The following is a 26,529-nucleotide window of genomic DNA, read 5'->3' as shown; positions in this document are numbered from 1 at the left end:
GGGCCCAACCGGGCTCAATTCTGCCCCGTCGCTGCTACACAGCACGGGTCAACAGCATATTGCGGATATGGCCGATTGCGCGGGTCGGATTGAGGCCCTTCGGGCAAACGTTCACGCAATTCTGGATACCGTGGCAACGGAAGACACTGAAGGGATCGTCCAGGTTGGACAGGCGCTCGTCGGTAGCCTCGTCGCGGCTGTCCGCCAGGAAGCGGTAGGCCTGCAGCAGGCCGGCCGGGCCGATGAACTTGTCCGGGTTCCACCAGAAAGACGGACAGGCGGTGGAACAGCAGGCGCAGAGGATGCACTCGTACAGGCCGTCCAGCTTCTCGCGGTCTTCCGGGGACTGCAAGCGCTCGATCGCCGGTGCCGGGGTATCGTTCTGCAGATACGGCTCGATCTTCTTGTACTGCTCGTAGAACTGTTCCATATCCACGACCAGGTCGCGAATCACCGGCAGGCCCGGCAGCGGGCGTAACACCAGCTTGCCCTTGGGTGCCGCTTCCGACAGCGGCGTGGTGCAGGCCAGGCCGTTGCGGCCGGAAATGTTCATGCCGTCGGAACCACACACGCCCTCGCGGCAGGAGCGGCGGAAGGCCAGGGTCGGGTCCTCCGCTTTCAGCAGCTCCAGCACGTCCAGCACCATCAGGTCCTTGCCTTCGGTGTCCAGCTCGTAATCCCGCATGTAGGGCGCTTTGTCGGTCTCCGGATTGTAACGGTAAATGCTTACTTTCAACATTCTACAGGCTTTCCGATTTAACCGGTCTCGCCCCGCAGAAGCCTGCCTCGCAGGCTCCTGCGGGATACCGGGCGTTTAATAGGTTCGTGCCTTGGGCTCGAAGGTGTCCACGGTGTTGGGCGCGAAGTTGACCGCGCGCTTGCCGACCCGTTTTTCCGAGGGGAAGAACATGGAGTGGCACAGCCAGTTTTCGTCGTCGCGCTCCTGGTAGTCCTCGCGGGCGTGGGCGCCGCGGCTCTCGGTGCGGGTCTCGGCGGCAATGGCCGTGGCCTCGGCCACTTCCAGCAGGTTCTGCAGTTCCAGCGCCTCGACACGGGCGGTGTTGAAGGCGCGGCTCTTGTCGGTGAGCTGCACGTTCTCGATACGGCTACGCAGGTCTTCGAGCTTCTTCACGCCCTCGGCCATGTAATCGCCGCGGCGGAATACGCCAAAGTGATTCTGCATCACGCCCTGCAGCTCCTTGCGCAGGTCGGCCGCCTTCTCGCCTTCGGTGCTCTCTTCCAGGCGGTTCAGGCGCGACATGGCCGCCTCGATATCGGACTCGGAGGCCTCGCGGGCCTCGATACCCTCGCGCAGGCTCTGCTCGATAAACAGGCCGGAAGCGCGGCCGAAGACCACCAGGTCCAGCAGCGAGTTGCCGCCCAGGCGGTTGGCGCCGTGTACGGACACACAGGCCACCTCACCACAGGCGTAGAAACCTTCAACCACCTGATCGTTGCCGGCGGCGTCCTGGGTCAGGACCTGGCCGTGCACATTGGTGGGGATACCGCCCATCATGTAGTGACAGGTGGGCACCACCGGGATCGGCGCCTTGACCGGGTCCACGTGGGCAAAGGTTTCCGCCAGCTCGCAGATGCCCGGCAGGCGCGAGTGCAGCACTTCCTCACCCAGGTGGTCCAGCTTCAGGAACACATGGTCGCCGTCCGGGCCGGCGCCGCGGCCTTCGAGGATTTCCAGCACCATGGAGCGGGCCACCACGTCGCGGGAAGCCAGGTCCTTGGCGTTGGGGGCGTAGCGCTCCATGAAACGCTCGCCGTCCTTATTAATAAGGTAGCCACCTTCGCCGCGGCAGCCCTCGGTCACCAGCACGCCGGCACCGTGGATGCCGGTGGGGTGGAACTGCCACATCTCGATATCCTGCACCGGGAAGCCGGCGCGCAGGGCCATGCCCACGCCGTCGCCGGTGTTGATATGCGCGTTGGTGGTGGAGGCAAAGATACGGCCGGCGCCGCCGGTGGCCAGCACCGTGGCCTTGGATTTGATGAACACCACTTCGCCGTCCTCGATGGACATGGCAATCACGCCCACCACGGCGCCGTCCTGGTTCTTCACCAGATCGATCGCAAACCACTCGTTCAGAAACACGGTGTCGTGCTTGACGTTGTTCTGGTACAGCGTGTGCAGCAGCGCGTGGCCGGTGCGGTCCGCCGCCGCACAGGTGCGCGCCGCCTGGCCGCCGCGGCCGAAGTCCTTGGACTGGCCACCGAAGGGGCGCTGGTAGATACGGCCCTGCTCGGTACGGGAGAAAGGCAGGCCCATGTGCTCGAGTTCGAACACCGCTTCCGGACCCACGGAGCACATGTACTCGATGGCGTCCTGATCGCCGATATAGTCGGAACCTTTTACGGTGTCGTACATATGCCAGCGCCAGTCGTCCTGCGGATCGGAACTGGCAATAGCGCAGGTAATACCGCCCTGGGCGGATACGGTGTGCGAACGGGTCGGGAACACCTTGGTGATGACCGCAGTCTTGAAACCGGACTGGGCCATTTGCAGGGCCGCGCGCATACCCGCGCCGCCACCGCCGATTACGATGCCATCAAAGCTTATGGTTCTCATATTCGCCATCAGTTACACACCCCACAGAATTTCGACGCCCCAAACCACATAGATCACCGCAACCGCGGCCAACAGCACTTCCACAATCAGGCGCAGCACAGTGGCCTTGCCCCCCATCATGCGGTTGGTGATGTAGTCGGTCACCACGGACCAGAGGCCGATCCAGGCGTGAACCACGGTGGACAGAAGAGCCACCAGACTGAAAATGCGTACCCAGGGCTGGGCGAACAGTGCCGACCAGCTTTCGTAGCCGAAGTCGTCACTGAGAAAGATGAAACCCACAATAAAGAAGGTATAAGCGATCAGAACGACCGCGGTGACACGCTGGTACAGCCAGTCGAATGTACCGCTGCGACCAAAACTTGTTACTGTTCTTACCATAACCACACCCCCACCAACAGAATCAGGATTACACTCAACACCAGCACCGCGACCGCGCTGCGGCGACCACCTTCCAGGGACTCACCGACCCCCAGATCCATGAACAGGTGGCGAATGCCGGCCACCAGGTGGTAGATAAGCGCCGCCAGTGAAGCCCACAGGATGAGTTTGGCGGGAAGGCTGCTGAGGGCCGCCGCTACGTCGGCGAAGCCCTGCTCGGATTCGAGGCTGGCATCGAGCATGCACAGAAGCAGTGCCACAACGGCGAAGAGGACCACGCCGGAGATACGATGCAAGATGGAAACCAGAGCGGCAGCGGGGAGCTTGATAGTGGAAATGTCTAGATTGACAGGTCTGTTTTTGTTCACAGGATAAAACACCTTATTGCCCTGAACGACCGGGCGCCCGTTTGCTTTCAAATGGAGGGGCGAACCGCCTGCTGATCACTTTGCATTCGACCTGTGCGAGCCTTGAACAAAGTGGCCTTACCATGGCGCAAGCGCCGCGGATTATAGGCATTCGGTCCTGAAAACACAACGAACGTCCTCTGCCCCGGGGTCATTGTGCGGCCCGGCCCCAAGGCTTCCCGCCCCATTCCGGGACGGCGGAATTTCCGCAGACAAACCCCGCCGGATACAGGTGAAAGCTCTACCAGTGGTGGCGCCCGCCGCATTTCCTGTCGTTTCGGGACTGGTTGTTCACTCTTTCCGGATTGACAATTTGCGGCGCGCAACTTAAGTTTGGCCCCGCTCAGAAGCCCGGCTGGCCCGCATTTCTCACAGATTTCCGCAACGGGGCGGTCCCGGAGTGCGGCATGTCTGCCCTGTCGTAACAGTCAAAACTGCACGAATGTACCTGCAGTACAACCGGGCACTCCGACCGACTGAAAGGCAGCCGTGCCGCCCCCGGGAGCGACAGCAGGAGACTTGTGAAAAGTGTGGGCCCAAGTGCAATTTGGCAGCAAATTGTCTGCGCAGGAGCCGGTACAAGAACAGTTTTTAGGAGTCCGCAATGTCCGATAAGAAAGCGCAACTCACGGTCGACGGTATCGACGGCGCCCTCGATCTGCCCGTCCACTCCGGCACCCTCGGTCCCGACGTTGTCGACGTCAGCAGCCTGGCCGGCAAGGGCTTGTTCACCTACGATCCGGGCTTCATGTCCACCGCGTCCTGTGAATCCGAGATCACCTATATCGACGGTGCCAAGGGGCAGCTGTTGCACCGCGGCTACCCCATCGAGCAGCTGGCGGAGCACTCCGACTACCTGGAAACCTGCTATCTGCTGATGAACGGCGAACTGCCGAACGCCGAGCAGAAGAAACAGTACCTCAATGGCATCATGAACCACACCATGGTGCACGAGTCGCTGGTCAATTTCTTCAAGGGCTTCCGCTACGATGCTCACCCGATGGCCATGATGTGCGGCGTGGTCGGCGCCCTCGCCTCCTTCTACCACGATTCCCTCGACATCACCGATCCGGAACACCGCAGAATCTCCGCGGACCGACTGATTGCCAAGATGCCGACCCTGGCCGCCATGTGCTACAAGCATTCCAAGGGCCAGCCGTTCATGTACCCGGACAACAGCCTCAGCTACTCCGAAAACTTCCTGCACATGATGTTCGGCACCCCCTGTGAACCGAGCAAGATCGATCCGGTAGTGGCCAAGGCGATGGATATCATCTTCCTGCTACACGCCGATCACGAGCAGAACGCCTCCACTTCCACGGTACGCCTGGCCGGCTCCTCCGGCGCCAATCCCTTCGCCTGCATTTCCTCCGGTATCGCCACCCTGTGGGGACCGGCACACGGCGGCGCCAACGAGGCGGTGCTGAGCATGCTGCAGGAGATCGGCGACGAGAGCCGTATCGACGAGTACATCAAGAAGGCCAAGGACAAGAACGATCCCTTCCGCCTGATGGGCTTCGGCCACCGCGTGTACAAGAACTTCGACCCGCGCTCGCGCGTGATGCAGGGCATCTGCGACGACGTACTCGGTGCCATGGGCGCGGAGAACGATCCGCTGCTGCGCATCGCCAAGAAACTGGAGAAGATCGCGCTGGAAGACGAGTACTTCGTCGAGAAGAAACTCTATCCGAACGTGGACTTCTACTCCGGCATCATCATGAAGGCGATCGGTATCCCCACCGACATGTTCACCGTGATCTTCGCCACCGGCCGCACCGCCGGCTGGATTGCCCACTGGAACGAAATGATCTCCAACCCATACAGGATCGGCCGCCCGCGCCAGCTGTACACCGGCTACAGCCAGCGCGATTACAAACCGCTGGAAGATCGCTGAGATCGCGGCCCGACGAAAAAACCCGGCACATGCCGGGTTTTTTATTGCCCGCCCCCCCCCACCGACCGCAGCTGGCACCCGCCTGCAATTTCACTGCGCAAAACGTGACAAATATCCCAAATCTCAATTGGTACCCTGCAGAGAAGTCCGTTTTCCTCTAACTTCTCCAGACTTTAGAACTCCGGTCCACTGTAGCCATTCCCCGAGATGGAAGCCGGTGAGACGGGGCATTTCCACGCGGCGCATGGGGCGCCGCGTCACAGCCATCAGCAGGGGCAACCATTCATGTTCAACTTCATCTCCGACCTTTTTCGCGGCGACAGCGATGCGAATGACGAGCGCTACGCCCGCAGCACCGTGGCCGGGGGCAAACCCAACCGCACCATCAGTTACGACCCGACACTGGTCAACGCGCTGAAGAAAGACCATCACGCGCTGGTCGATATCTTTCAGCGCATCTGGTCCGAGGGTTACGAACGGCAGGACTTCCGCAAGCTGTCCGGACTGCTGACCGAGTTCAAATCCGGTTTCCAGGCGCACCTGATCAAGGAGAATGTGCGCTTCTATGTCTACCTGGAACAGACCCTGGCCGACGATGCACACACACTACAGATTGTGAAGGACTTCCGCTCCGACATGAACGAGATCGCCAACGCCGTGGTCCAGTTCTGCAAGCGCTACAGCCACGAGGCCTACACCGCCGAGATGATCCGGGACTTCAAGCGCGACTACCAGAAGATCGGCGAGGCCCTTACCCGGCGCGTGACCCTGGAAGAGCAGGAGCTTTACACCCTCTACCAGCCGGCATAACCATGCCGGCGAGCGGTGCCCCCGGTACCCGCTCCCTCCCCTCCCGGATACCGGGCTTGTTTGGCGTTTTTTTCTTTTTATTTTCACATTAAGCATTTAAACTCTATATTAAGAATAATTATTAGATTAAGAGAGCGGAAACTGCAGTCAGGCGATAATAAAAATCCGGAACAGGGTATAGCCATTGATCAACAGCAGTCTTTCCGGGGGGAACCATGGCCGATGAACTCGAGCTACCAGCTTCTCCCCACAGGTCGATAAACAACCCCACCGACTCCGGCTATCCGGTATACGCCGTTGTCGGCAACGGCCCCGTCGGTATCCGCTGTGCCCAGAAGCTGCTGGAGTACAGCGGACGGGCGCAGGTGGTGGTGTTTGGCGACGAAGCCACCAACCCCTACAACCGCGTCAAACTCTCCCAGTACCTGGCCGACCAACTCTCCCTGGCCGATCTCGACAACCCGGTACACAGCGACCCGGACAGCCGCCTGGCGACTTTCAACAGCCGTCGCATCAGCACCATCGACCGCGAAAACAGGGTTCTGATCGATACCGGCGGCGGGCGCCAGCCCTACGACAAACTGATCCTGGCCACCGGTTCGGAACCGGCCGTACCGGACATCCCCGGCGTAGACCTGTCCAACGTCTACCCCTTCCGCAGCCTGCGCGATACCGAAGCCCTGATCCGCCTGCGCGACAGCGACCGCCATATCTGCGTAATCGGCGCCGGCGCCCTGGGCCTCGAGGCCGCCGCGGCGCTCAAGACCCGGGGCAACCGCGTGACCCTGCAATCCCGCGGGCAGATACTCGGCGGGCTGCTGGGAGACGAGGGCGCCGAGTACCTGCAGAATGCGATGACCGCACTGGGGGTCGAGCTCCGGACCGGCGAGCCGCTGGCGGCCATCGAGGGCGACGGCCGCGCCGAGAGGCTGCGCTTCGCCGACGGTGGGACAATGACGACCGACGCCGTGGTGCTCTGCACCGGTATCCGCCCGGCGGTCACCCTGGCGGAATCCTGCGGACTGGAAACCGGCCGCGGTATCGTCACCGACGAGTGGATGCGCACCTCCGACCCGCATATCTATGCCGTGGGCGAATGCGCCGAGTTCGCGCGGCGGATCTACCAGTTCGTGCGCCCCGGCTACGAGCAGGCGGAGGCCTGCTGCGCCCATATCTGTCGCGAAACCCGCGATCTGTCGGACCCACGCCCCTACCGCGGCAGCCCCACGGATATCCAGCTCAAGATCGCCCATATTCCCTGTGCCGTGATCGGCGGCGAGGAAAACAGCCAGCAGCAATACGTCTACCGCAATCGCTTCAGGGGGCTCTACCGGCTGCTGCGGCTCAGCGGCCAGCGCATCGTCGGCGCCGTGTATATCGGCAACTGGGATGAGGCCAACCGCCTGCGCCAGGCCGTCGCCGACGGCGACACGGTCATCGGGCGCGCCCTGCAGCGCTTCGAGCGCGAGGGCCGGCTGTGGGAAAAGCGCGCCGAGCGCGGTATCAAGGCGCAGCCCGACAGCTACCTGGTGTGCCAGTGCAACAATGTCAGCAAGGGCGAGCTCTGCCGGGCCATCTCCCAGGGCAAGCGCACGCCGATGGAACTGCAGCAGGCGACCAACGCCGGATCCGTGTGCGGCAGTTGCGGCCCGCTGGTGGCAGAACTGCTGGACGCCCCCGCCCCCAACCTGGTGATGCGCCACGCGCGCGGCATCCTGGTGACCTCAATCATCTCCCTGCTGCTGATTGCCCTGGCCCTGCTGATGCCGCCGGCACCGGTTTCCGAGAGCGTGCAGAGTCACTGGTACTGGCAGGAACTCTGGTACGACAACTTCTGGAAACAGGTCAGCGGCTACACCCTGCTGGCGTGCTGCCTGCTTACCGCCACCCTCAGCCTGCGCAAGCGCTGGCGCCGGCTGCACTACGGCCATGTGGATCACTGGCGCTATGTACACAGCGTGATCGGCGGCGCGGCGCTGGCGGTGCTGGTGGTCCATACCGGCTTCCGCCTGGGTGAAAACCTCAACCTGGTGCTGATGCTGGACTTTCTCGCCGCCACCACTACCGGCGCCCTCGTCGGCGTCTTCATGGCCCGCAACCACCACTGGACGGACATCAAACTGCGCGAACACCGCAAATGGTGGTCGCGGGTTCACTACGCCCTCCTCTGGGCAATGCCGGCGCTGATCGGTTACCACATACTCGCGGTCTACTACTTCTGATGAAAGGTTCTCGCTTCAACTTCCGGCGCTTTCGCTTCTGGCACTGGGGGCTGATAGTCACGTTGCTGATCGCCGCCTCGGCGACCTACAACCTGGAGCTGTCCGACAAGTCCCTGTTTATCAGCGGCGAACCCACACACGGCCACCACCAGATGGAAATGGCCTGCAGCAGTTGCCACAGCGACGGCTTCTCCGGCGCCGACGCCATGCAGCAGGCCTGCCTGGACTGCCACGCCGAAGAACTGGAAATCGCCGACGACTCGCACCCGCGGACAAAATTCCTGGATCCGCGCAATGCCGCGCTGCTCGGCAAGCTGGACGCGCGCCAGTGCGTCACCTGCCATGTAGAGCACAAGCCGGAGATCACCCGCGATATGGGCGTCACCCTGGCCGGGGATTTCTGTTTCCACTGCCACAGCGATATCGCCGAAAACCGGCCGAGCCATCGGGAACTCGCCTTCGACAGCTGCGCCAGCGCCGGCTGTCACAACTTTCACGACAACCGCAACCTGTACGAGGATTTCCTGATCGCCCACGCCGGCCAACCCGGCCTGCTGCCCGATGCCCGTCTACCGGCGCGCACCGCGATGCACGCCTGGTTGCGGGAACACCCGGACACACCCCCCCTGCAGACAGGAGATGCGGACATCTCAGCCGGCGCTTCCGCAGATATCGCCGGGACCTGGGCCGACAGCGTGCACGCGCGTGTGGACGTCAACTGCAGCGGCTGCCACACCGACGGCCAGATGCAGTTTTCCAGTGCCGAAATCGTCGCCCGGTGCGGCAGCTGCCACAGCGAACAGCGCGAGACGTTTACACAGGGCAAGCACGGTATGCGTCTCTCCTCCAGGCTGCCACAGGATTTCGTCGAGCGCGCCGGCGCCATGTCGCCACAGCAGGCACTACTGCCGATGCGCGAGTCGGCCAGCGGCGAGCTCAGTTGCACCAGTTGCCACGGACCGCACGAAACCGATCTGCAGTTCGCCGCGGTGGAAGCCTGCCTCGGCTGCCACAACGACGAGCACAGCCAGGCTTTCACGGAGTCCGCACACTTCCGCCAGTGGAGCGCCGGCGATCCTGCCGGCGTCAGCTGCGCCGGCTGCCACCTGCCGCGGGAAACACACCCGGGCCCGCAGGGAGGCGAGCGCATCCTGGTCAACCACAACCAGAACCACAACCTGCGCCCCAACGACAAGATGCTGCCGGTGTGCCTGAACTGCCACGGGGCCGAGTTCGCGCTCGCCGCACTGGCGGACGAAGCGCTGATCGCACACAACTTCAACCGCAAGCCCGATGCCGGGCACAGGACCTTCGACCTGATCCGGGAGCGGATCAAACAAATCGCCAACAACAAAAAATCCCAATAGGAGGGGAAACACCATGCGTATTGTCACTTTCATCGTCGCCGCCGCCCTGCTGAGCGCCTGCGGGCAGAAGCAGGGGATCGCGCCGGAACGGATGGCCGACGCCATCTTTGCCGTGATCGAGGCCGACCGCGCCAGCTACACCAACAATGTGGTAAACCGGCTGCAGAATGAGGAAAAGGTGATCAAAGCCGACGAACACTGGAAAGATAACAGCGCCCTGCCGCTGCCGGCCCAAATGATGCGCATGGGCGCCGAGCGGGTGGCGGAGAAGGAGGCCGGTTTCAACTATGCGCTGCTATCCCTGTGGGCGATCAACAAGCAGAACAAGCCGCGCACCGAGCTGGAAAAAGAGGGGCTGCAGTTCGTGATCGACAACCCGGGGAAAAATTTCTACGGCCGAGAAACCCTGGGCGACACGGAATACTTCACTGCCATCTACCCGGACGTAGCCGTCTCGCCGGCCTGCGTCAGCTGTCACAACGACCATATCGATAGTCCGCGCACGGATTTCGAACTGGACGAAACCATGGGCGGTGTCGTGGTGCGTATTCCGCTCTGATGATTCTGCCGCATTTTCCGGGGCGGCCAGGGGATCGCCCCGGAAAATACGACCCCCTATCTGATCGACGCGCTTCTGAAACCGCTGGCGCCACCTCCCTCCTGAAAACTTGACCCCCATCTCAAGACGGAAGAAAAGTCCGCTGCACAACGCGTAACTGCACTAGCTTCTCTCGGAGATCCGGACCTCCACTTCCCAGTCGGTACTGCCAAACTACAGCGACCGAAAACGGAATTGCACCGATAAAAACCTGAAGGGGGAAGTATGTTCAGTTTTATTACCGACCTGTTCCGAAGCGACAACGCCAACTTCGAGGAGCGTTACCAGCGCAGTAACCACGCCACCGCAACCGGGGGCCGCACCATCAGCTACGACCCCACCCTGGTCCACTCGCTGAAGAAAGACCACGCCACTCTGGTGGACCTCTTCCAGCGAATCTGGGACGAAGGCTTCCAGCAGCGGGATTTCTACCGGCTGGCACACCTTCTGACCCTCTTCAAATCCGGTTTCCAGGCGCACCTGATCAAGGAAAATGTGCGCTTCTACGTCTACCTGGAACAGCACCTGGCCGGGGATGTGCACACCCTGCAGGTAGTGAAGGATTTCCGCACGGACATGAACGAGATTGCCAACGCCGTGATGCATTTCTGCAAACGCTACAACCACGAGGCGTTTTCCGAGCAGATGCTGCGCAGCTTCGAGCGGGACTACCGGAAGGTGGGAGAGGCGCTGACCCGCCGGGTCTCGCTCGAGGAGAAGGAACTCTACATCCTCTACGAACCCGCCTGACGACAGGTACTTTCGATGTATACAGTGGCGGGGAAAACCTGCGGACAGAATAAAGCGGCCGAATTCATTTCGACCGCTCCCTCTTACGAAGCTGACTGGCTCTACTCCCGCTGTTCACCTCGCTGAAGTCTTTGCTATCAGACCAGTGGTCACCCGCTGTGGGTCTATTTACGGGTCAGTCCAGTCTCCAGTTGCGGACCGCTTCTTCTTGCTCCCCTTTTCCCTCGGGGACTGCTCTCGCCCGGGTATTTATATATTAGTGTCGGCGGACGTGATTCCAAACTATTTGCCAATGAGTTCGCCATGCCGGTGGACGCGGCGTCATCCCGGGCTCGACCCGGGATCCAGAGGCGAGTCACGAAACCTGGATTCCTGCATTCATCGGAATGACGACAGGGCGCGATACAGGCGCACCGCGCCGATACCCGGGGCCCCATGCGAACAGCTACTCTTTCAGTGGCTTCACCAACCCCTCGAGCCCCTCGATTTTGATCTCCAGCGTCAGCGCCATCAGCCTGCCCAGGCGCCCGGCAGGAAACTCTTTTTTCGCAAACCAGAGCAGGTATTCCTCCGGCAGGTCGATCAGCATACGCCCGGTATACTTGCCAAAGGGCATGGGAGTGCGGGCAATATCCAGCAGATCCTGTTTTTCCAGCATATCGGTTTCCGTCCAGAAAAATATCGTCGATGGGATTCCGCCACCCTACACTGCTCCGGGTAATCCCTGAACTGAGCATTACCGGGAGTTTCTATGCAATTCGAATCTGTCAGACGTATGGGGCTGGCCTCAATTCTTGCCGCCAGCCTGGCGACCGTGGGCTGCGCCAACATGAGCGATAGCGACCGGCGGGTCGGTTCCGGTGTCGGTATCGGCGCGGTGACCGGGGCCCTGATCAGCGGCGGCGAACCGGGGGCCACAGCGGCGGGCGCTGTTCTCGGCGGCGTCGGCGGCTGGCTGTACGATCGCGAGAAGAAAAAGCACTACCGCTACGATCGGCACGGCAACCGCGTGTACAGGCGCTGAGCCGCCCGGGGAGTCCGGCCGGGCTCCCCGACCTTCCCTACAACAGCCTGGTTTTCGACCTGCCGCAGCGCTGGCAGCGGTACTCGGTGACCAGCTTTCCCCGCTTTACATCGAACTTGCGCTCCGTCACCACCACCCACTTGTGAAACCCCTCGCGGCACAGGCTTTTGCCCTTGTGTTTCTGCCAAGGGGTTTTCTTCTTGAAACGAATCACATCGCCCATTTGTCGAACCTCTGCGCAACGGGTGAAAAGAATCCTGAAGCCGGGTGTGAAGGCCCTGCTGCCGGGGGCTGTTTGTGAAACGATTGCCGATGAGGCTGTTGAGCAAACAGCCACCGGCAGCAGGGCGCCACTGGGTCCGCTTACAGACAACGAGTCGGCCGGCGCACCCTACCCGCTTTCGGGATCAAACCGCTTCCCCAGCCGCGTGCCCCGAGGCCCAGGCCCACTGGAAATTGTACCCGCCCAGCCAGCCGGTCACGTCCAGCACCTCACCGATAAAATACAACCCCGGCCGGCTTTTGCACTCCATGGTGCGCGAGGAAATGTTGTCGGTATCCACACCGCCCAGGGTCACTTCCGCCGTGCGGTAGCCCTCGGTGCCCGACGGCACCAGCTTCCAGGTCTGCAGTTTTTCGCCGATCTCCATCAGTGCTTTTTCGCCGTACTGTTTCAGGGGCCGGCTTTCAATACCGTGCTTTTGCAGGAAGAACCGGACCAACTTTTTGCTCCAGATATCCGCCAGCACACTGTGCAGGTGGGTGTCGGGCTTTTCCGTGCGCTGCTGCTTTAACCATTCGGGCAGGTCCGTACCCGGCGCCAGGTCGAATGCCACCATCCGTCCCTCGCGCCAGTGGCTGGAGATCTGCAACACCGCCGGCCCGCTGAGGCCCCTGTGGGTAAACAGCATCTGCTCGTTGAAGGCACCTTCATCGCAGCTGGCGGTTACCGCCAGTGCGCTGCCGGGCAGGTCTTGCTGCTGCTCCAGTTCGTCTTTGTGCTGGGTAAAAGGCACCAGCGCCGCACGCGTGGGCACTATATCGAGGCCAAACTGCCGCGCAATATCGTAGCCGAATCCGGTGGCGCCCATGGTGGGAATCGACAGGCCACCGGAGGCAATCACCAGCGATTCGCACTCCACTGCACCGAGACTTGTCTGCAGCCGGTAACCCCCGCCGTCGCGCGCGGCCACTGATTCGATCTCGCAGCGGGTGCGGACCTGCGCCCTGGCCGCGCGGCATTCCGCCAGCAACAGGTCGACAATGTCTTTGGACTTGTTGTCGCAGAACAGCTGGCCCAGGGTCTTCTCGTGGTACGGAATCCCGTACTGCTCCACCAGCGCGATAAAGTCCCACTGGGTGTAGCGGGCCAGGGCCGATTTGCAGAAGTGCGGATTGCGGCTGTAGAAATTTTCCGGCGCCGTGTACAGGTTGGTGAAATTGCAGCGGCCGCCGCCGGACATCAGGATCTTCTTGCCCACCTTGTTGGCGCGGTCCAGCACCAGCACACTGCGGCCCCGTCGGCCGGCGGTGGCCGCGCACATCAGGCCGGCGGCGCCGGCGCCGACGATCAAGACATCGACACGCCCGGGCAGGGTATTTGCAGAAGGTTTATTCATGAAAAGAGGTTCCGCGGCCCTTCGGCCGCGATCCGGAGGGGATCAGGCCCGCGGCAGCGTCACGCCGCGCTGGCCCTGGTACTTGCCGCCGCGGTCTTTATAGGACACATCGCAGACCTCGTCGGATTCGAAAAACAGCATCTGCGCCACGCCCTCGTTGGCGTAGATCTTGGCCGGCAGGTTGGTGGTGTTGGAGAACTCCAGGGTGACGTGACCTTCCCATTCGGGTTCCAAGGGCGTTACGTTGACTATGATGCCACATCTGGCATACGTCGATTTTCCGAGACAAATCGTCAGCACCGAGCGCGGAATACGGAAATACTCCACAGTGCGCGCCAGCGCGAAGGAATTCGGCGGAATCACACAGGAGTCCCCCTCCACATCGACAAAGCTGTTCTCGTCGAAGGTCTTGGGATCCACGGTGGCGGAATGCACGTTGGTGAAGATCTTGAACTCGCCGGAACAGCGCACGTCGTAGCCGTAGCTGGAGGTGCCGTAGGAGATCAGCCGCTCACCGCTGCCATTGTGGCGCACCTGGCCTGCCTCGAACGGCTCGATCATGCCGTGCTGCTCGGCCATCCGGCGAATCCACCTGTCGGACTTGATACTCACTCCGCTCCCCCTGGGTACTTTTGTGGCTGTTTCTGAAGAGGCCGAATAATAGCCGGTTTGCGCTGTACAAAAAAGTGCCAGTCAGAACTCCATCCCCTTGTTGCCCCGGACCAACTACTGTATAAATTGCCAGTAATAGCTGTACATATATACAGTCACACCCCAACGGGGTGCAAAGAGAGGGCCAAAAATCGTGAGCAACGCCGAAAATATATTGCAAAACAAGCAGTTAAGCGAAGACTCCAGACACCAGCGGCTGAGCCGGCTACTCGCGCGGCCGGATATCTGGCAGGCCGCCAACGGCGTCTCCCCGGAAAACAGTCGCCGCGGCATCACCACCGGCTACGCCGCCCTGGACGCCCTGCTCGCCGGCCGCGGCTGGCCCCGCGGCGCCACCACCGAGCTGCTGGTGAACCAATCCGGCGTGGGCGAAATGTCCCTGCTGCTGCCGGCCCTGGCGGAAATGACCCGGCGCGAACAGATGGTGGTACTGGTCAACCCGCCCTTCATCCCCTACGCCCCGGCGCTGGCCAGCGCCGGCGTACAGCTGGAAAAGCTGCTGATCCTGCACCCGCGCGGCCACAAGGACGAGCTCTGGGCAGTCGAGCAGTCCCTGCAATCCGGCTGCTGCGGCGCCCTGCTCAGTTGGCAGGGCCGGCAGGCCCCGGTAGACAAAGACCTCCGCCGCCTGCAGCTCGCCGCCCGCGAGGGCGACTGCAGCCACTTCCATTTCCGCCCCGCTTCCACCGCCACCAGCCCCTCCCCGGCCAGCCTGCGCCTGGGCCTGGCCAGCGACGGCGAACAACTGGCAGTAAAACTGCTGAAACAGCTCGGCGGCCGCTCCGGCCAGCAACTCCACCTGGCCCGCAACCCGGACCTGACCCGCCGCGACCGGCCCCTGCATTGATGGGGACTGGCGTAGGGTGCGCCGTGCGCACCGGTGCCGCCAGGCCCCGTTTCTACGTAACGTCTGGAAAAACGGAAACACACCATGCTCTGGCTCTGCCTCCAATTCCCCAAACTCCCCCTGGAAGTCCTGACCCGCGCCCAGCGAGACGGCGACCGGAAAACCGCCCAGGCCGTGGTGGAAGAGCAACTGATCGTAGACGCCAACCGCCCTGCCGCCGAACGCGGCGTGGAAACCGGCCTCACCATCGCCACCGCCTGCGCCCTCTGCGCCGACCTGCAACTGTTGCAGCGCGACACCCGGCGGGAAGAGCAGCAACTGCAGCAACTGGCCCAATGGGGCTACAGCTTCACCCCGGTAGTCTCCCCCCAGGCCGCCGGCTCCATCGACGCCGGCGACAACCGCTTCGCCTGCCTCTATCTGGAACTCTCCGGCTGTCTCAAGGCCAGCGGCGGCCTGCAGCCGCTGCTACAACAACTCAAGCGCGAACTGCGCCAGATGCGCATCAGTACCTTCATGGGCCTTGGCCACAGCCCCAGCGCCGCGCGCATGCTCAGCCAGCTACCGGAACACCGCCAGTGGCTGCGGGAAACCGGGACCCCGCCCACGGCCCAGCAGTGGCGCCAGTGGATCAGCTTCTGTCCCAGCAAACTGCTCGACTGCGACAACAAGACCATCGCCAAGCTCTACGCCTGCGGTATCAAGCGGGTCAGCCAATTGCTGGCCATTCCCCTGTCCGAAGTGGGCAGCCGCTTCGGCCGCGGTTTCGTCGACTACCTGGCGCGCCTCAACGGCGGCCGCCACGACCCGGTACCCAGCTACACGCCACCGCCGGAATTCCACAACGAGCTGTTTTTCCCCAGCCCGCTGGACAACAGCGAACAACTGCTGTTTCCCGCCGGCCGCCTGGTTCGCGAACTCTGCCAGCAACTGCAGCGCCGCCAGCTCTACAGCCAGCAGCTGCGCTGGAAGCTGGATTTCGGAAAGCGGGGCTGCAAAGTCTTCAGCGTGGAAACCTCGCGCCCGCTGCTGGACCCGCAGCGGCTGATCGCACTGACCAGGCTGCAACTGGAAAGACTGACCCTGGAACAGCCGATACAGGCCCTCACCCTGACCTGCGACCGGCTGCACCCCCTGGATCAACAAGCACTGGACGACGACCTGTTCGGCGAGAACACCGCGCTACAGCGCAGCCACCAGCTACTGGACAGACTCCAGGCCCGCCTGGGTCACGAGGCCCTCTCCGGTGTCACCCTCAGGGAGAGCCACCTGCCGGAACAGGCCTGGGCCAGCGCCGATACCCTGGTACTGCAGAGCGGCCGGAACAGGAAGGGCCATCAGCTAAACCCCGTCAACGCCCCCCGACCCACCTGGCTGCTGCAGCGCCCGGACAAACTGCAGAGCCGCGAACACCGCCTCTTCTACCGCGGCGAGATCAAGCTGCTACAGGGCCCTGAGCGGATCGACGGCTACTGGTGGCAACACGGCCGCCACGGGCGGGATTACTACATCGCCCGAGGGGAGGAAGGGGGGCTCTACTGGGTGTTTCAGGACCTGACATCGGAGGATTGGTATCTGCAGGGAATATATTCCTAAGCCTTCTGTATGTAATTTGAACACTTATAAGTTATCATATATGATAATATTTCATTGGAGAAGAAAGTGGAATGGGCAGTCAACTTCTGCGATGGCGTTGAGGATGACATCCTGAAAATGCCACCCAAGCTACAGGCGCGAATGCTCAGGCTTCTCGAACTAATAGAATCCTATGGCGCCAATCTGGGCGCGCCCCACACTGCCCCCGTGGGCAATGGGCTGTTTGAGATCAGGGCGAAAGCCAGCGAGGGAATTGCCAGGGCACTATTCTGTTATGCACAGGGCAAGAGAATTTATATCTTGCATGCCTTCGTCAAGAAGTCCCAGAAACTACCCGTGAAAGAATTGCGCCTGGCACAAGCCCGAATGAAAGAGATCAATCACAATGAGTGAACTCCAGAAACTGAAAGAGCGCGCACTTCAAACCCCTGAAGTGCGGCACGAATACGATGCTCTTGAAGAAGAGTTCGAACTAATCGACAAACTCCTGAAAATGAGGACTGCTGCCGGCCTGACCCAGGAAGAGCTGGCACAGCGTATGGGTACCCAGAAAAGTAATATCTGCCGTCTGGAAAGAGGTAACACCAACCCCAGTTGGAAGGTTCTAAAGAAATACGCACATGCGTGCGGCTTTGAAATCACTGTAGAGTTCCACGCGGCATAATATAAAGGCATGTTCAATAGTGAACAGACAACCTTGTATCTACATCCTTAGTAGCAAGCGCAACGGTACTCTTTATACGGGTGCCACCTCCAACCTGGTACAGAGGATATGGCAACACAAGAATGGCTTTATCGATGGCTTTACCAAAAAGTACACCGTCAAGAATCTCGTCTGGTACGAAATGCACAGCACTATGGAGAATGCAATCAGCAGAGAAAAAGCCATCAAAAACTGGAAGAGGATCTGGAAGCTCAATTTAATCGAACAGTTCAATCCACACTGGCGAGACCTCTACTCCGAAATATTCTAAGCGTCTCGTCATTCCGGCAAAGGAACGTCATGCCGGACCTGATCCGGTACCGGAATCCAGGGAACGGGGCCCCTCAACTGGATCCCGGATCAAGTCCGGGATGACAAGGCCTCCTGCCGTCATTCCGGCGAAAGCCGGAATCCAGGGAACGGGGCCCCTCAACTGGATCCCGGATCAAGTCCGGGATGACAAGGCCTCCTGCCGTCATTCCGGCGAAAGCCGGAATCCAGGGAACGGGGCCCCTCAACTGGATCCCGGATCAAGGCCGGGATGACAAGGCCCCCTGCCGTCATTCCGGCGAAAGCCGGCATCTAGGGAACCGGCCCCTCAACGGGATCCCGGATCAAGGCCGGGATGACAAGGCCTCCTGCCGTCATTCCGGCGTCAGCCGGAATCCAGGGAACGGGGCCCCTCAACTGGAGCCCGGATCAAGTCCGGGATGACAAGGCCCCCTGCCGTCATTCCGGCGAAAGCCGGAATCTAGGGAACCGGCCCCTCAACTGGATCCCGGATCAAGTCCGGGACGACGAGGCCCCCCCTGCCGTCATTCCGGCGAAGGCCGGAATCCAGGGAACGGGGCCCCTCAACTGGATCCCGGATCAAGTCCGGGATGACAAGGCCCCCTGCCGTCAGTCCGGCGAAAGCCGGAATCCAGGGAACGGGGCCCCTCAACTGGAGCCCGGATCAAGTCCGGGATGACAAGGCCCCCTGCCGTCATTCCGGCAAAGGCCGGAATCCAGGGAACGGGGCCCCTCAATCGAATCCCGGATCATTTTGTCATACCGGACTCGATCCGATACCGGGATAACGCCTCCGCTGGAATAGCGGCTTCGATACAAACACGAGTGACGCACCCATGCAGTACTACGCCGAACTCTTCTGCCAAAGCAACTTCTCCTTCCTCCAGGGCGCCTCCCATCCGCAGGAACTGGTGCAGACCGCACACCAACTCGGCTACAGGGCCCTGGCCATCACCGACGAGTGTTCCCTTTCCGGCGTAGTCCGCGCCTACAGGGAGCTACAAAACCTGAAAGCCGCCGGCAGCCAACTCAAACTGATCTGCGGCAGTCTTTTCCAGACCGAAGAAGGCGAAAAAGTCGTACTGCTGGCCCCGGACCAGGCCGCCTACAGCGAGATCTGCCAACTGATCTCCCGCTCGCGCCTGCGCGAGGAAAAAGGCCACTACCGCACCCACCTGCGTGACCTGCTCGACCTCTGCCACAAAAGCATCGCCATCTGGCTACCGGGCCGGGAGCCGCTGGCGATGCTACAGCCACTGAAAGAGCACTTCGGCAAGCGCCTGTATATCGCCTTCAGCAACCACTTATTGCCACAGCAGAACCGCCGCAACCACGCCTTGATAGAATTTGCCCGCAGCGAACAACTGCCACTGGTGGCCACCAGTGCCGCCCTGATGCACTGCCGCAGCCGCAAACCCCTGCAGGATGTGCTCAACGCCAACTACCACCACTGCACCCTGGACCAGCTCGGCTACCGGATCGAACAGAACGCCGAGCGCTACCTGCGCAGCCCCGGGGATATCCAGTCCCTCTACCCCGCCGATGCGCTAGAGAATACCCTCGCCATCGCCGACCGCTGCCATTTCAGCCTCGGCGAACTGCGCTACCAGTACCCATCCGAAGTGCTGCCAAAAAACAAAACCGTCAGCGCCCACTTGCGCGAACTGGTTGAGACCGGTGCAAAAATACGCTGGCCAGAAGGACCCAGCGAGCGTATCGCCAGGCAGATCGACAGTGAACTCGAGATCATCGCCGAACTGGAGTACGAACACTACTTCCTCACCATCCACGATATCGTCCAGTACGCCCGCAGCCAGCACATTCTCTACCAGGGCCGAGGCTCCGCCGCCAACTCCGTGGTCTGCTACTGCCTGCTGATCACCGAAGTGGACCCGGAAAAAGTCCAGCTCCTGTTCGAGCGCTTTATCTCCCGCGAGCGCAACGAGCCGCCGGATATCGACGTGGACTTCGAACACGAAAGGCGCGAGGAAATCATCCAGTACATCTACCGCAAATACGGCCGCGACCGCGCCGGCCTCGCCGCCACCAAGATCTCTTACCGTTTCAAAAGTGCCCTGCGGGATATCGGTAAGGCCCTGGGTATCGGCGCCGCCACCATCGAACAACTGATTGCCGAACGCGCCTGGTGGGACAAAATGGAAGACTTCCCGCAGCAGATGCAGAAAGTCGGCCTGGACCCGCACAGCACCATCGGCAGGGCCCTGCCGCAACTGCTGCAACAGATCCACGGCTTCCCCCGCCACCTGTCCCAGCATGTGGGCGGCTTCGTGATTACCGAACAACCGCTTTACCACCTGGTGCCAATCGAGAACGCGGCCATGGAGGACCGCACCATCGTGCAGTGGGACAAAGAGGATATCGAAGACCTGAAACTGATGAAGGTGGATGTCCTGGCACTGGGCATGCTCACCGCCCTGCGCAAATCCCTGAATGCTATCGCCCTCTACGGCTCCAGGCTCGAGCTACAGGATATCCCCCGCGAAGACCCGGACGTCTACAGGATGATCTGCCGCGCCGACACCGTCGGCGTCTTCCAGATCGAGTCCCGCGCGCAGATGAGCATGCTGCCCAGGCTGAGACCGGAGAGCTTCTACGAACTGGTGATCGAAGTCGCCATCGTCCGCCCCGGCCCCATCCAGGGCGACATGGTCCACCCCTACCTGCGCCGCAAACACGGCGAGGAAGCGGTCACCTACCCCCACGAAAAACTGAAACCGGTGCTCGAACGCACCAAAGGGGTCCCCATATTCCAGGAACAGGTGATCCAGCTCTCCATGGTCGCCGCCGGCTTCAGCGGCGGCGAGGCCGACGAACTCCGCCGCGCCATGGCCAGCTGGGGCAAGAACGGAGACCTGTACAAATTCCGCGACAGGCTGATCCGCGGCATGCAGGCCAATGGTTACAGCACCGACTTCGCCGAACAACTCTTCAACCAGATGAAAGGTTTCGGTGCCTACGGCTTCCCCGAATCCCACTCCGCCAGCTTCGCCCTGCTCGCCTACTTCTCAGCCTGGGTAAAACACCACCACCCGGCCGCCTTCTACTGCGGCCTCCTAAACAGCCAACCCATGGGCTTCTACGCCCCCGCCCAACTGGTCTACGACGCCCAACGTCACAACGTGAAAGTGCTACCAATCGACATTCTCAATAGCACCTGGCACCACAACCTCGAACTGCCGCCCCCCTCTCCCTCTGGGAGAGGGGCTGGGGGAGAGGGCCTCGAACAAAGCCACCTCGAGTGCCACTCCCCCGAATCACCAACACCCAACACAACAACTGTAGGATGGGCAAAGCGCAGCGTGCCCATCAACACGCCCGACGGCCCCCATCAACAACCAACAAACCAGAACCAACCACCCCTCCGCCTCGGCATGCGCCTGATCAAGAGCCTGGATGAAACCTCCGCAACCACCATTACCACCCTGAGGGAATCCCACACCTTCACCTCCCTCACCCAGTTCCGCACCCTGACCCGGCTCCCCAAAGACCAGATCACGGCCCTGGCCAGCGCCGACACCTTCAAAAGCCTGACCGAAAACCGCTATCTGGACACCTGGCGCTCCCTCAACCCGGAAGCGGAAGACACCACAGTGACCGAACACACCCCCGGCAACTCCACCGAGGACAACAGCTACAGCGACTACACCAGCACCGGCCTGACCCTGCGAGAACACCCCATCGCCCTGCTGCGCCGCCGGGACCGATTCCGCAAACACAACACGGCACAACAGCTGCCCCATTTCCACAACGGCCAGTGGGCAACCATCGCCGGCCTGGTCACCTGCCGCCAGCGCCCCGGCAGTGCCTCCGGCGTAATATTCCTGACCCTGGAGGACGAAACCGGGGTGGTAAATGTGGTGCTATGGGAGCAGGTACAGCAGCGCTACCGGGCGGAGATAAAACGGGGAAATATTCTGGAGATCGGCGGCACCGTGCAGGTCAGCACGGATAAAGGCTATTCAGTAGTTCACCTGGTGGGGCAGAAGATCCGCTGCCTGGCGTGGCAGGGAATACAGGCGGTGAGAAGCTTTCATTGAAGGTATTTTTCCCAGTAAACGCAGAGTGCGCCGCGCGCACCAACCAATCCGATGCAGACTCATATAACGGCAGGACCTGCCCCAGAGACGCGCTACCCAGGCTCCAGGATACCCGAATCTCACCAGACTCCCCACCGCCTGTTTCTTGACTCACCTCACTGTCACCATGCCCGGATTCAAATACGAAGTGCAGCGCCCTTTCTTTTGGCTAACGCCTGACCCCGCGATTGCGTCGCAGCTCCCGGCTTATCGTTGCCGGGTTGCGCCCGATCAACTCCGAAATCTCGATTTGGTTGTGCCCGGCTTTATTCAAGACAGAAATCTGGTACCGTTCTTCCCCGGTGAGGTGGTGATAGCCCATCTGTGCAACTTCAACGTGGTGGTTAAAGGGGCAGGAGTCTACACCACCTCACCCCTCCAACTCAGGCTAAACAGAAGCTCGGCAAGCGAAGATCGATCAATACTTAAGAACCATCGCAGCCAGCTGGAATATAACTAACTTTCCAACCAGCACCGGCACCAGTCCCATCCACTTGACAAGTCCAAAGCCCCTGATCTGAGCGAACAAGGGAAATAGATGCTCCCGCTATAGATGGACTGGCATTTCCACCTATAATTACATCAAGAGAACCTGTTAGATCACCGACAGCAAAACCGTTAATAGTCAAGTCACTAGCCGTCAAGTTTCCCGCCGTGCCTAATAGATCAGACCCTCTAAATCCCAACTCAGCTTGAGGGGAGCCGACAGAACTCTCATCGATCGACGGCGCCAACCCTCTCATTAACTCATCTTCTACCGATGTTTTCAGTGAGGAAATCTCACTAACTACACGACTCACCTGACCACGTGCTACGTAATCGTAATATTGAGGAATTGCGATAGCCGCCAGAATACCAACTATGGCCACTGAAATCATCACCTCTATAAGAGTAAATCCATATTGCTTTTCCATTACGACTATCCTTCCCAAAGGCATCTATAAATAGAAAAACTGATCACAAGGTTATCCAAGATCGACCTCCCCGTATCTAAAATGGACCTCGCGCCAATACATCAATAAAATTTTTCATGCGCTCGCCATCTCTGGCATTTAGAGTATCTGAATTTCCCAGCCACACAAAAATCTCTTTATCGTCATTGATTACTACAACTCCCGAAGAACCAGGCATATAGCCCTCTTTAACATTAAATGAATCACCGTTCGGAGCTATATACTGATAAAACGCATTTCCGTAACATTGTCGAATCTGATAAAAATTACATCTATCAGAATCAGTCCCGAGAAAATCAGCAATATCTCTAGCCAGAATGTCCCGCATCAGTAATGCATACGCAGTTGCGCTACCTGTCATGCCAGCTGTCGACGAAACTGCATAGTAATCAAATTCTGGCAGTACACTTGGACCATAAAAATCATGGAAACGATAGTCGTGCCACACTTCATCTGGAAAGCCCTGCTCCCCAGCAAACCTTATACCAAGAGAGTAAAAGTCGAACATATCGCTAACTATAGTCCGATAGTCTCCGTTCAGTTTTCGAGAAATCACCTCACCAAGAATACAATAGCCCAGATTCGAATACTCGTGCTTACCAGCTTCTAAGGTATGAAACTTGACCCTTCCCAACTCTGTCATTTGATAAGGGCACCAGGGCTTTTTCTTTTCGACAAAAATCTCACCGACCACACCAGACTCGTGACGCATTAACGCTTCTACGGAAAGCTTTCCCTGAGGAGAGACCTGTGATTTTTTTTCAAAGCCGCCCCCAGAAAGAAGGGATAGAAAAGAAGTATCAAGAGAAAGAATGCCCTTTTCAACCGACAACAAAATAGCAGCTGAGGTAATTGGCTTAGTAAGACTACCGTAGCGATAACGAGAATTTTTTGAAGTCCGCTCAGAGAAAAGACTACGTCGTTGCCAGCCACTTTCACAATGATGCAACTTACCATCACTATTAATATAAGCTATCTGGGAAGAGAGAGCTTTAAGCTCCCATAATCCATCACGCATCATGTCTTTAAGCCAGAACGGCGCTCGACCATCACACTTTATGGTCAGCTCTGAAAAGGAAGCCGGCAGAGGATAAACAGTCTGCAGTACGCCTTTTTTATCAGTCAGCCAAAAGTGAACCCCAAGAAAAAACACCAATGTCATAAATAGCAGCACGATGGCTTGCTTTACTGACTTACTTAACATCGCATTATCTCAAAAATTTAAAGCCCAACCAAAAGTCAAACAGCATCGTCCACACTATTCACTCAACCTGTACTGAAGGCAGTCTTTTATTATCTCTGACATTTAGCGCCCAAAATAAATTTACCCTTTTGCGACAGTTTCAGCGCCCCTTATATTTTTAACCTTAAGGGAGATCCACGGCACTTTACCTTCTGTAAAATACTGCTCTTTCTCCTTCGCATTTGTTATCGGCGGCTCATGATCGCCCACTACAACCACTCTAGTATTCGACATTACAGGACTCTTAAGCAACCCGGCGAGGTCATTAAAGAACTGAGCATGCAGTTTGAAATTTCTACAGCTTTGGCTTCCGACTTTCAAATTAAAGTGCTCGCAGTCCAGGTAATCCGAGTGTATATCCCTTTTGTCATACGTATAATGGCTATTTAGGGTTAACCAATATGAGAAAACTTTTCCTTTCGCTTCCAGGGATTTTTTTACGTAGTCAGCCATATCTGAATCGCACGCACCGGGAAATGAGTAGCAACGGCGAGGCCACACATGACTCTCAAAGAAAGTCATTTTATCGAAGCCGACATCGGGATACCATCTCATACGGTCATACATCAGGCCAGCAGCGCCATGAAAGGCATGGGTTTTATACCCCCTTTTCTTCAAAAGATTAGGTAAACACTGCTTCAATTCTTCTGTATGCTCTTCAAAATTGAAATGAAGGGGATGGAGCTGACAAAGCTCCCTCATCTCAGCCTGGACGGTAATCCCTCTGAAATCGATACTGCCCCGTTTCCAATCCGTAAAACTCTCACGCAAATCTAGAATTGGAGCCAATATAGCTTCTTGCAGTTTCTTATCCGTCACCCCCCAAGATTCACTAACAATTAGCAATACCTTCTCATCAACTTCCTTGTTAGCATCGAACCACGGAGCCGTCGCGCCTGATATCTTCACATCTTCAAAGAGAGCACCCTCAGCATCCAACCCCTGAACAAAGCCTGTTTCGCGACTCTCAAGACCGAATACAATCTGACTATCTATTATTGGGTTCTCGGTATGTCGCCATATTCGCTTTCCATCCTCCCCCCCAAATATAGCCGTATAAAAATACCCAAGAACCAAAACGTTGACACAGAAAAGAATCTCGAGTCTCTTTCTTGAATTACTTTTTCTCATGCATAGCATGCAGCAGAAAATATAAACCAAGATAAACACAAGGATATAGAACTTGTATATCCAAGGTGTAATTCCAACAAATGAGAACACGTAGAAAATGTCAGTCAAGCGCAGAATAGGGAAAACCTGCCCTACCAAGCCAAGGGCATCAAAGAAAAAAGATAAGAATAGAAAGAATATACCTAGTAAACGTTGGTTCAGAATGACAACCAACATTACCAAGGCATAATCAATATTGATATAAGGTCGCCCAAGGTCCAAGTGCTGCGCCAGCACACCGAAAAATAGATTAGGTGCAAGAATAACGACCAATATGGCCCAGAAAAAATTCCCCCAATTCCACGAATATTCCTTTTCTAACATCCCCCCCCCTGAAGTAAACAACAAACCCGATTCTTTTTTTAGATTATAAATCTCAGCACTCTAGCAAACACTGTGCACTAGCGCGGAAAAAATGAGACTCACAGTAATAGTGCCAGCCTGTAGTCTAATATATAGTATTGGGTCGGCGTATTAGCGCAGAATTACATATAGCCCTGAATCCATAACTTCCATATTCCTTTTGAACATGCACGCTTAATCTACCGAAAATTAAACTATCGACTCCTACTGGCGAGACCTACAGCGGAGCCACCTATCAAGGTAAAATCAAATATAATGTTTTTATCCAGCTATTTTATATTTCCAGCGTGAAAATTGCACAGACAAAAAAACGCCCCACAGTATATGGGGCGTTTATTCGGTCGGTTTCTATATTGTATTAGGAACCGGAACCAGTGCAGCCTGTCGGCTTGTAATTATCGTCGACATCCGTATCACAAGACCAAATGCCAGCAGTAGAGCGAGTCCAAGTCAGCGAATCGCCAGCAATGGAGGTGGCAGCATTCTCACCAAAGGTAGCAGCAATTGAGCTCTGGGTATCGGCATCTTCACCAATAGTGACTTTTAATTTGCCTCCCTCCAGATTTGCAGAGCCACCGATCAAATTGCTTTCAGTCCAGCCCAGATCGCACTCACCCGCGCCAGTGCCGATAGTAGTACGCCCATCGAGCAGGCAAGTCTCGATAATCGTTTTCATAGCCCCAGTTTCCTGCATCACGCGGGTAACCTGTGACTTGGATACGTAATTCTGATACTGCGGAATAGCCACAGCAGCCAGAATGCCGATGATCGCCACCACGATCATCAATTCAATAAGAGTAAAACCCTGTTGTTTCTTCATTGTAACCGTCTCCATACAGACTTTTGGTTTGGTGAATCCCGTAAGGGAACGCATCCCGTGAGGAAGTCGCGGAATAAGATACAAGGTTTGTGCCAATTCTGGCAAGCGCGAGATCCAACACAAC

Annotated in this window: 26 protein-coding genes; 13 read left to right on the top strand and 13 right to left on the bottom strand. The window is 58.6% G+C overall.

The features are described 5' to 3' along the window. Window positions 1–34 precede the first annotated feature (34 nt). The 4 genes from OQE62_RS03680 to sdhC all read right to left on the bottom strand — a co-directional run bounded on the left by OQE62_RS03680 (window position 35) and on the right by sdhC (window position 3,327). Window positions 35–739 carry a succinate dehydrogenase iron-sulfur subunit gene (locus OQE62_RS03680; protein WP_265720641.1) on the bottom strand — a complete coding sequence of 235 codons (705 nt, stop codon included), beginning with the start codon at window positions 737–739 and terminating at the stop codon, window positions 35–37. A gap of 75 nt (window positions 740–814) precedes the next feature. Further along, entirely contained in the window at window positions 815–2,587 is a 1,773-nt protein-coding gene (sdhA, locus tag OQE62_RS03675; protein ID WP_265720640.1) for a succinate dehydrogenase flavoprotein subunit, read from the bottom strand. Window positions 2,588–2,590: 3 nt separating this feature from the next. Continuing rightward, the gene (gene sdhD / locus OQE62_RS03670; RefSeq protein ID WP_265720639.1) at window positions 2,591–2,959 is read right to left on the bottom strand and encodes a succinate dehydrogenase, hydrophobic membrane anchor protein; all 369 of its coding nucleotides are present in this window, start codon (window positions 2,957–2,959) and stop codon (window positions 2,591–2,593) included. Beyond that, window positions 2,953–3,327, bottom strand: a complete 375-nt coding sequence (sdhC, locus tag OQE62_RS03665) for a succinate dehydrogenase, cytochrome b556 subunit (protein ID WP_265720638.1) — start codon at window positions 3,325–3,327, stop codon at window positions 2,953–2,955. Before sdhC ends, sdhD begins: the two co-directional genes overlap by 7 nt. A gap of 643 nt (window positions 3,328–3,970) precedes the next feature. On the opposite strand from sdhC, the gene gltA reads away from it, so the two are divergent. From gltA to OQE62_RS03635, 6 genes are all read left to right on the top strand, one after another. After that, window positions 3,971–5,260, top strand: coding sequence for a citrate synthase (gene gltA, locus OQE62_RS03660; protein ID WP_265720637.1), 1,290 nt, complete (start codon window positions 3,971–3,973; stop codon window positions 5,258–5,260). A 285-nt stretch (window positions 5,261–5,545) separates the two neighbouring features. Continuing rightward, window positions 5,546–6,070 carry a hemerythrin domain-containing protein gene (locus tag OQE62_RS03655; protein ID WP_265720636.1) on the top strand — a complete coding sequence of 175 codons (525 nt, stop codon included), beginning with the start codon at window positions 5,546–5,548 and terminating at the stop codon, window positions 6,068–6,070. Between the two features lie 215 nt (window positions 6,071–6,285). Beyond that, window positions 6,286–8,292, top strand: coding sequence for an FAD-dependent oxidoreductase (locus OQE62_RS03650; RefSeq protein WP_265720635.1), 2,007 nt, complete (start codon window positions 6,286–6,288; stop codon window positions 8,290–8,292). Then, window positions 8,292–9,659 (top strand): cytochrome c3 family protein, encoded by a 1,368-nt coding sequence (locus tag OQE62_RS03645; RefSeq protein WP_265720634.1) that lies wholly within the window; start codon window positions 8,292–8,294, stop codon window positions 9,657–9,659. Before OQE62_RS03650 ends, OQE62_RS03645 begins: the two co-directional genes overlap by 1 nt. Before the next feature lie 13 nt (window positions 9,660–9,672). Next, window positions 9,673–10,218, top strand: a complete 546-nt coding sequence (locus OQE62_RS03640) for a Tll0287-like domain-containing protein (protein ID WP_265720633.1) — start codon at window positions 9,673–9,675, stop codon at window positions 10,216–10,218. 264 nt (window positions 10,219–10,482) lie between these two features. Then, complete coding sequence (locus tag OQE62_RS03635) at window positions 10,483–11,007, top strand: hemerythrin domain-containing protein (RefSeq protein ID WP_265720632.1); 525 nt, start codon at window positions 10,483–10,485, stop codon at window positions 11,005–11,007. Window positions 11,008–11,452: 445 nt separating this feature from the next. On the opposite strand, the gene OQE62_RS03630 is transcribed toward OQE62_RS03635, so the two are convergent. Beyond that, entirely contained in the window at window positions 11,453–11,665 is a 213-nt protein-coding gene (locus OQE62_RS03630; protein ID WP_265720631.1) for a DUF3820 family protein, read from the bottom strand. A 93-nt stretch (window positions 11,666–11,758) separates the two neighbouring features. Here OQE62_RS03630 and OQE62_RS03625 point away from each other — a divergent pair, with 93 nt between their 5' ends. Then, entirely contained in the window at window positions 11,759–12,031 is a 273-nt protein-coding gene (locus OQE62_RS03625) for a hypothetical protein (RefSeq protein ID WP_265720630.1), read from the top strand. 37 nt (window positions 12,032–12,068) lie between these two features. On the opposite strand, the gene OQE62_RS03620 is transcribed toward OQE62_RS03625, so the two are convergent. The 3 genes from OQE62_RS03620 to dcd form a co-directional block, all read right to left on the bottom strand. After that, window positions 12,069–12,254 carry a hypothetical protein gene (locus tag OQE62_RS03620; protein WP_265720629.1) on the bottom strand — a complete coding sequence of 62 codons (186 nt, stop codon included), beginning with the start codon at window positions 12,252–12,254 and terminating at the stop codon, window positions 12,069–12,071. 184 nt (window positions 12,255–12,438) lie between these two features. Further along, entirely contained in the window at window positions 12,439–13,650 is a 1,212-nt protein-coding gene (locus OQE62_RS03615) for a BaiN/RdsA family NAD(P)/FAD-dependent oxidoreductase (protein WP_265720628.1), read from the bottom strand. A gap of 42 nt (window positions 13,651–13,692) precedes the next feature. Continuing rightward, window positions 13,693–14,262 (bottom strand): dCTP deaminase, encoded by a 570-nt coding sequence (gene dcd / locus OQE62_RS03610; protein WP_265720627.1) that lies wholly within the window; start codon window positions 14,260–14,262, stop codon window positions 13,693–13,695. Window positions 14,263–14,455: 193 nt separating this feature from the next. Between dcd and imuA the strand changes: the two genes are divergently transcribed. The 6 genes from imuA to OQE62_RS03580 all read left to right on the top strand — a co-directional run bounded on the left by imuA (window position 14,456) and on the right by OQE62_RS03580 (window position 21,817). Next, on the top strand, window positions 14,456–15,169 hold the full coding sequence (gene imuA, locus OQE62_RS03605) for a translesion DNA synthesis-associated protein ImuA (protein ID WP_265720626.1): 714 nt from the start codon (window positions 14,456–14,458) through the stop codon (window positions 15,167–15,169). An 84-nt stretch (window positions 15,170–15,253) separates the two neighbouring features. Then, complete coding sequence (locus tag OQE62_RS03600) at window positions 15,254–16,765, top strand: Y-family DNA polymerase (protein WP_265720625.1); 1,512 nt, start codon at window positions 15,254–15,256, stop codon at window positions 16,763–16,765. 66 nt (window positions 16,766–16,831) lie between these two features. Beyond that, window positions 16,832–17,158, top strand: coding sequence for a type II toxin-antitoxin system RelE/ParE family toxin (locus tag OQE62_RS03595; RefSeq protein ID WP_265720624.1), 327 nt, complete (start codon window positions 16,832–16,834; stop codon window positions 17,156–17,158). Beyond that, window positions 17,151–17,429, top strand: a complete 279-nt coding sequence (locus OQE62_RS03590; protein ID WP_265720623.1) for a helix-turn-helix domain-containing protein — start codon at window positions 17,151–17,153, stop codon at window positions 17,427–17,429. Before OQE62_RS03595 ends, OQE62_RS03590 begins: the two co-directional genes overlap by 8 nt. Window positions 17,430–17,448: 19 nt before the next feature. Continuing rightward, entirely contained in the window at window positions 17,449–17,739 is a 291-nt protein-coding gene (locus tag OQE62_RS03585; RefSeq protein WP_265720622.1) for a GIY-YIG nuclease family protein, read from the top strand. Between the two features lie 856 nt (window positions 17,740–18,595). Then, complete coding sequence (locus OQE62_RS03580; protein ID WP_265720621.1) at window positions 18,596–21,817, top strand: error-prone DNA polymerase; 3,222 nt, start codon at window positions 18,596–18,598, stop codon at window positions 21,815–21,817. Between the two features lie 208 nt (window positions 21,818–22,025). On the opposite strand, the gene OQE62_RS19465 is transcribed toward OQE62_RS03580, so the two are convergent. The 5 genes from OQE62_RS19465 to OQE62_RS03555 form a co-directional block, all read right to left on the bottom strand. Further along, on the bottom strand, window positions 22,026–22,178 hold the full coding sequence (locus OQE62_RS19465; RefSeq protein ID WP_377535635.1) for a helix-turn-helix domain-containing protein: 153 nt from the start codon (window positions 22,176–22,178) through the stop codon (window positions 22,026–22,028). Window positions 22,179–22,281: 103 nt separating this feature from the next. Beyond that, on the bottom strand, window positions 22,282–22,770 hold the full coding sequence (locus tag OQE62_RS03575; RefSeq protein ID WP_322746557.1) for a pilin: 489 nt from the start codon (window positions 22,768–22,770) through the stop codon (window positions 22,282–22,284). Window positions 22,771–22,846: 76 nt separating this feature from the next. Continuing rightward, window positions 22,847–24,013 (bottom strand): serine hydrolase domain-containing protein, encoded by a 1,167-nt coding sequence (locus OQE62_RS03565; RefSeq protein WP_265720620.1) that lies wholly within the window; start codon window positions 24,011–24,013, stop codon window positions 22,847–22,849. 120 nt (window positions 24,014–24,133) lie between these two features. Then, a complete protein-coding gene (locus tag OQE62_RS03560; RefSeq protein WP_265720619.1) occupies window positions 24,134–25,546 on the bottom strand; it encodes a sulfatase-like hydrolase/transferase in 1,413 nt (470 codons plus the stop codon). Between the two features lie 397 nt (window positions 25,547–25,943). Beyond that, on the bottom strand, window positions 25,944–26,405 hold the full coding sequence (locus OQE62_RS03555; RefSeq protein WP_265720618.1) for a pilin: 462 nt from the start codon (window positions 26,403–26,405) through the stop codon (window positions 25,944–25,946). Window positions 26,406–26,529: the final 124 nt, after the last annotated feature.

The organism is Microbulbifer halophilus (genome assembly GCF_026183675.1).
GTDB lineage: Bacteria > Pseudomonadota > Gammaproteobacteria > Pseudomonadales > Cellvibrionaceae > Microbulbifer > Microbulbifer halophilus.
Note: the sequence above shows the minus strand (reverse complement) of the source record. Positions and strands in the feature narration are given on the sequence as shown.

Bases quoted from the DNA above. Each gene is read 5' to 3' on its own strand.
- OQE62_RS03680 (WP_265720641.1), bottom strand. From the start codon at position 739: ATGTTGAAAGTAAGCATTTACCGTTACAATCCGGAGACCGACAAAGCG.
- sdhA (WP_265720640.1), bottom strand. From the start codon at position 2,587: ATGGCGAATATGAGAACCATAAGCTTTGATGGCATCGTAATCGGCGGT.
- sdhD (WP_265720639.1), bottom strand. From the start codon at position 2,959: ATGGTAAGAACAGTAACAAGTTTTGGTCGCAGCGGTACATTCGACTGG.
- gltA (WP_265720637.1), top strand. From the start codon at position 3,971: ATGTCCGATAAGAAAGCGCAACTCACGGTCGACGGTATCGACGGCGCC.
- OQE62_RS03655 (WP_265720636.1), top strand. From the start codon at position 5,546: ATGTTCAACTTCATCTCCGACCTTTTTCGCGGCGACAGCGATGCGAAT.
- OQE62_RS03650 (WP_265720635.1), top strand. From the start codon at position 6,286: ATGGCCGATGAACTCGAGCTACCAGCTTCTCCCCACAGGTCGATAAAC.
- OQE62_RS03645 (WP_265720634.1), top strand. From the start codon at position 8,292: ATGAAAGGTTCTCGCTTCAACTTCCGGCGCTTTCGCTTCTGGCACTGG.
- OQE62_RS03640 (WP_265720633.1), top strand. From the start codon at position 9,673: ATGCGTATTGTCACTTTCATCGTCGCCGCCGCCCTGCTGAGCGCCTGC.
- OQE62_RS03635 (WP_265720632.1), top strand. From the start codon at position 10,483: ATGTTCAGTTTTATTACCGACCTGTTCCGAAGCGACAACGCCAACTTC.
- OQE62_RS03630 (WP_265720631.1), bottom strand. From the start codon at position 11,665: ATGCTGGAAAAACAGGATCTGCTGGATATTGCCCGCACTCCCATGCCC.
- OQE62_RS03625 (WP_265720630.1), top strand. From the start codon at position 11,759: ATGCAATTCGAATCTGTCAGACGTATGGGGCTGGCCTCAATTCTTGCC.
- OQE62_RS03620 (WP_265720629.1), bottom strand. From the start codon at position 12,254: ATGGGCGATGTGATTCGTTTCAAGAAGAAAACCCCTTGGCAGAAACAC.
- OQE62_RS03615 (WP_265720628.1), bottom strand. From the start codon at position 13,650: ATGAATAAACCTTCTGCAAATACCCTGCCCGGGCGTGTCGATGTCTTG.
- OQE62_RS03600 (WP_265720625.1), top strand. From the start codon at position 15,254: ATGCTCTGGCTCTGCCTCCAATTCCCCAAACTCCCCCTGGAAGTCCTG.
- OQE62_RS03590 (WP_265720623.1), top strand. From the start codon at position 17,151: ATGAGTGAACTCCAGAAACTGAAAGAGCGCGCACTTCAAACCCCTGAA.
- OQE62_RS03580 (WP_265720621.1), top strand. From the start codon at position 18,596: ATGCAGTACTACGCCGAACTCTTCTGCCAAAGCAACTTCTCCTTCCTC.
- OQE62_RS19465 (WP_377535635.1), bottom strand. From the start codon at position 22,178: ATGGGCTATCACCACCTCACCGGGGAAGAACGGTACCAGATTTCTGTC.
- OQE62_RS03575 (WP_322746557.1), bottom strand. From the start codon at position 22,770: ATGGAAAAGCAATATGGATTTACTCTTATAGAGGTGATGATTTCAGTG.
- OQE62_RS03565 (WP_265720620.1), bottom strand. From the start codon at position 24,013: ATGTTAAGTAAGTCAGTAAAGCAAGCCATCGTGCTGCTATTTATGACA.
- OQE62_RS03560 (WP_265720619.1), bottom strand. From the start codon at position 25,546: ATGTTAGAAAAGGAATATTCGTGGAATTGGGGGAATTTTTTCTGGGCC.
- OQE62_RS03555 (WP_265720618.1), bottom strand. From the start codon at position 26,405: ATGAAGAAACAACAGGGTTTTACTCTTATTGAATTGATGATCGTGGTG.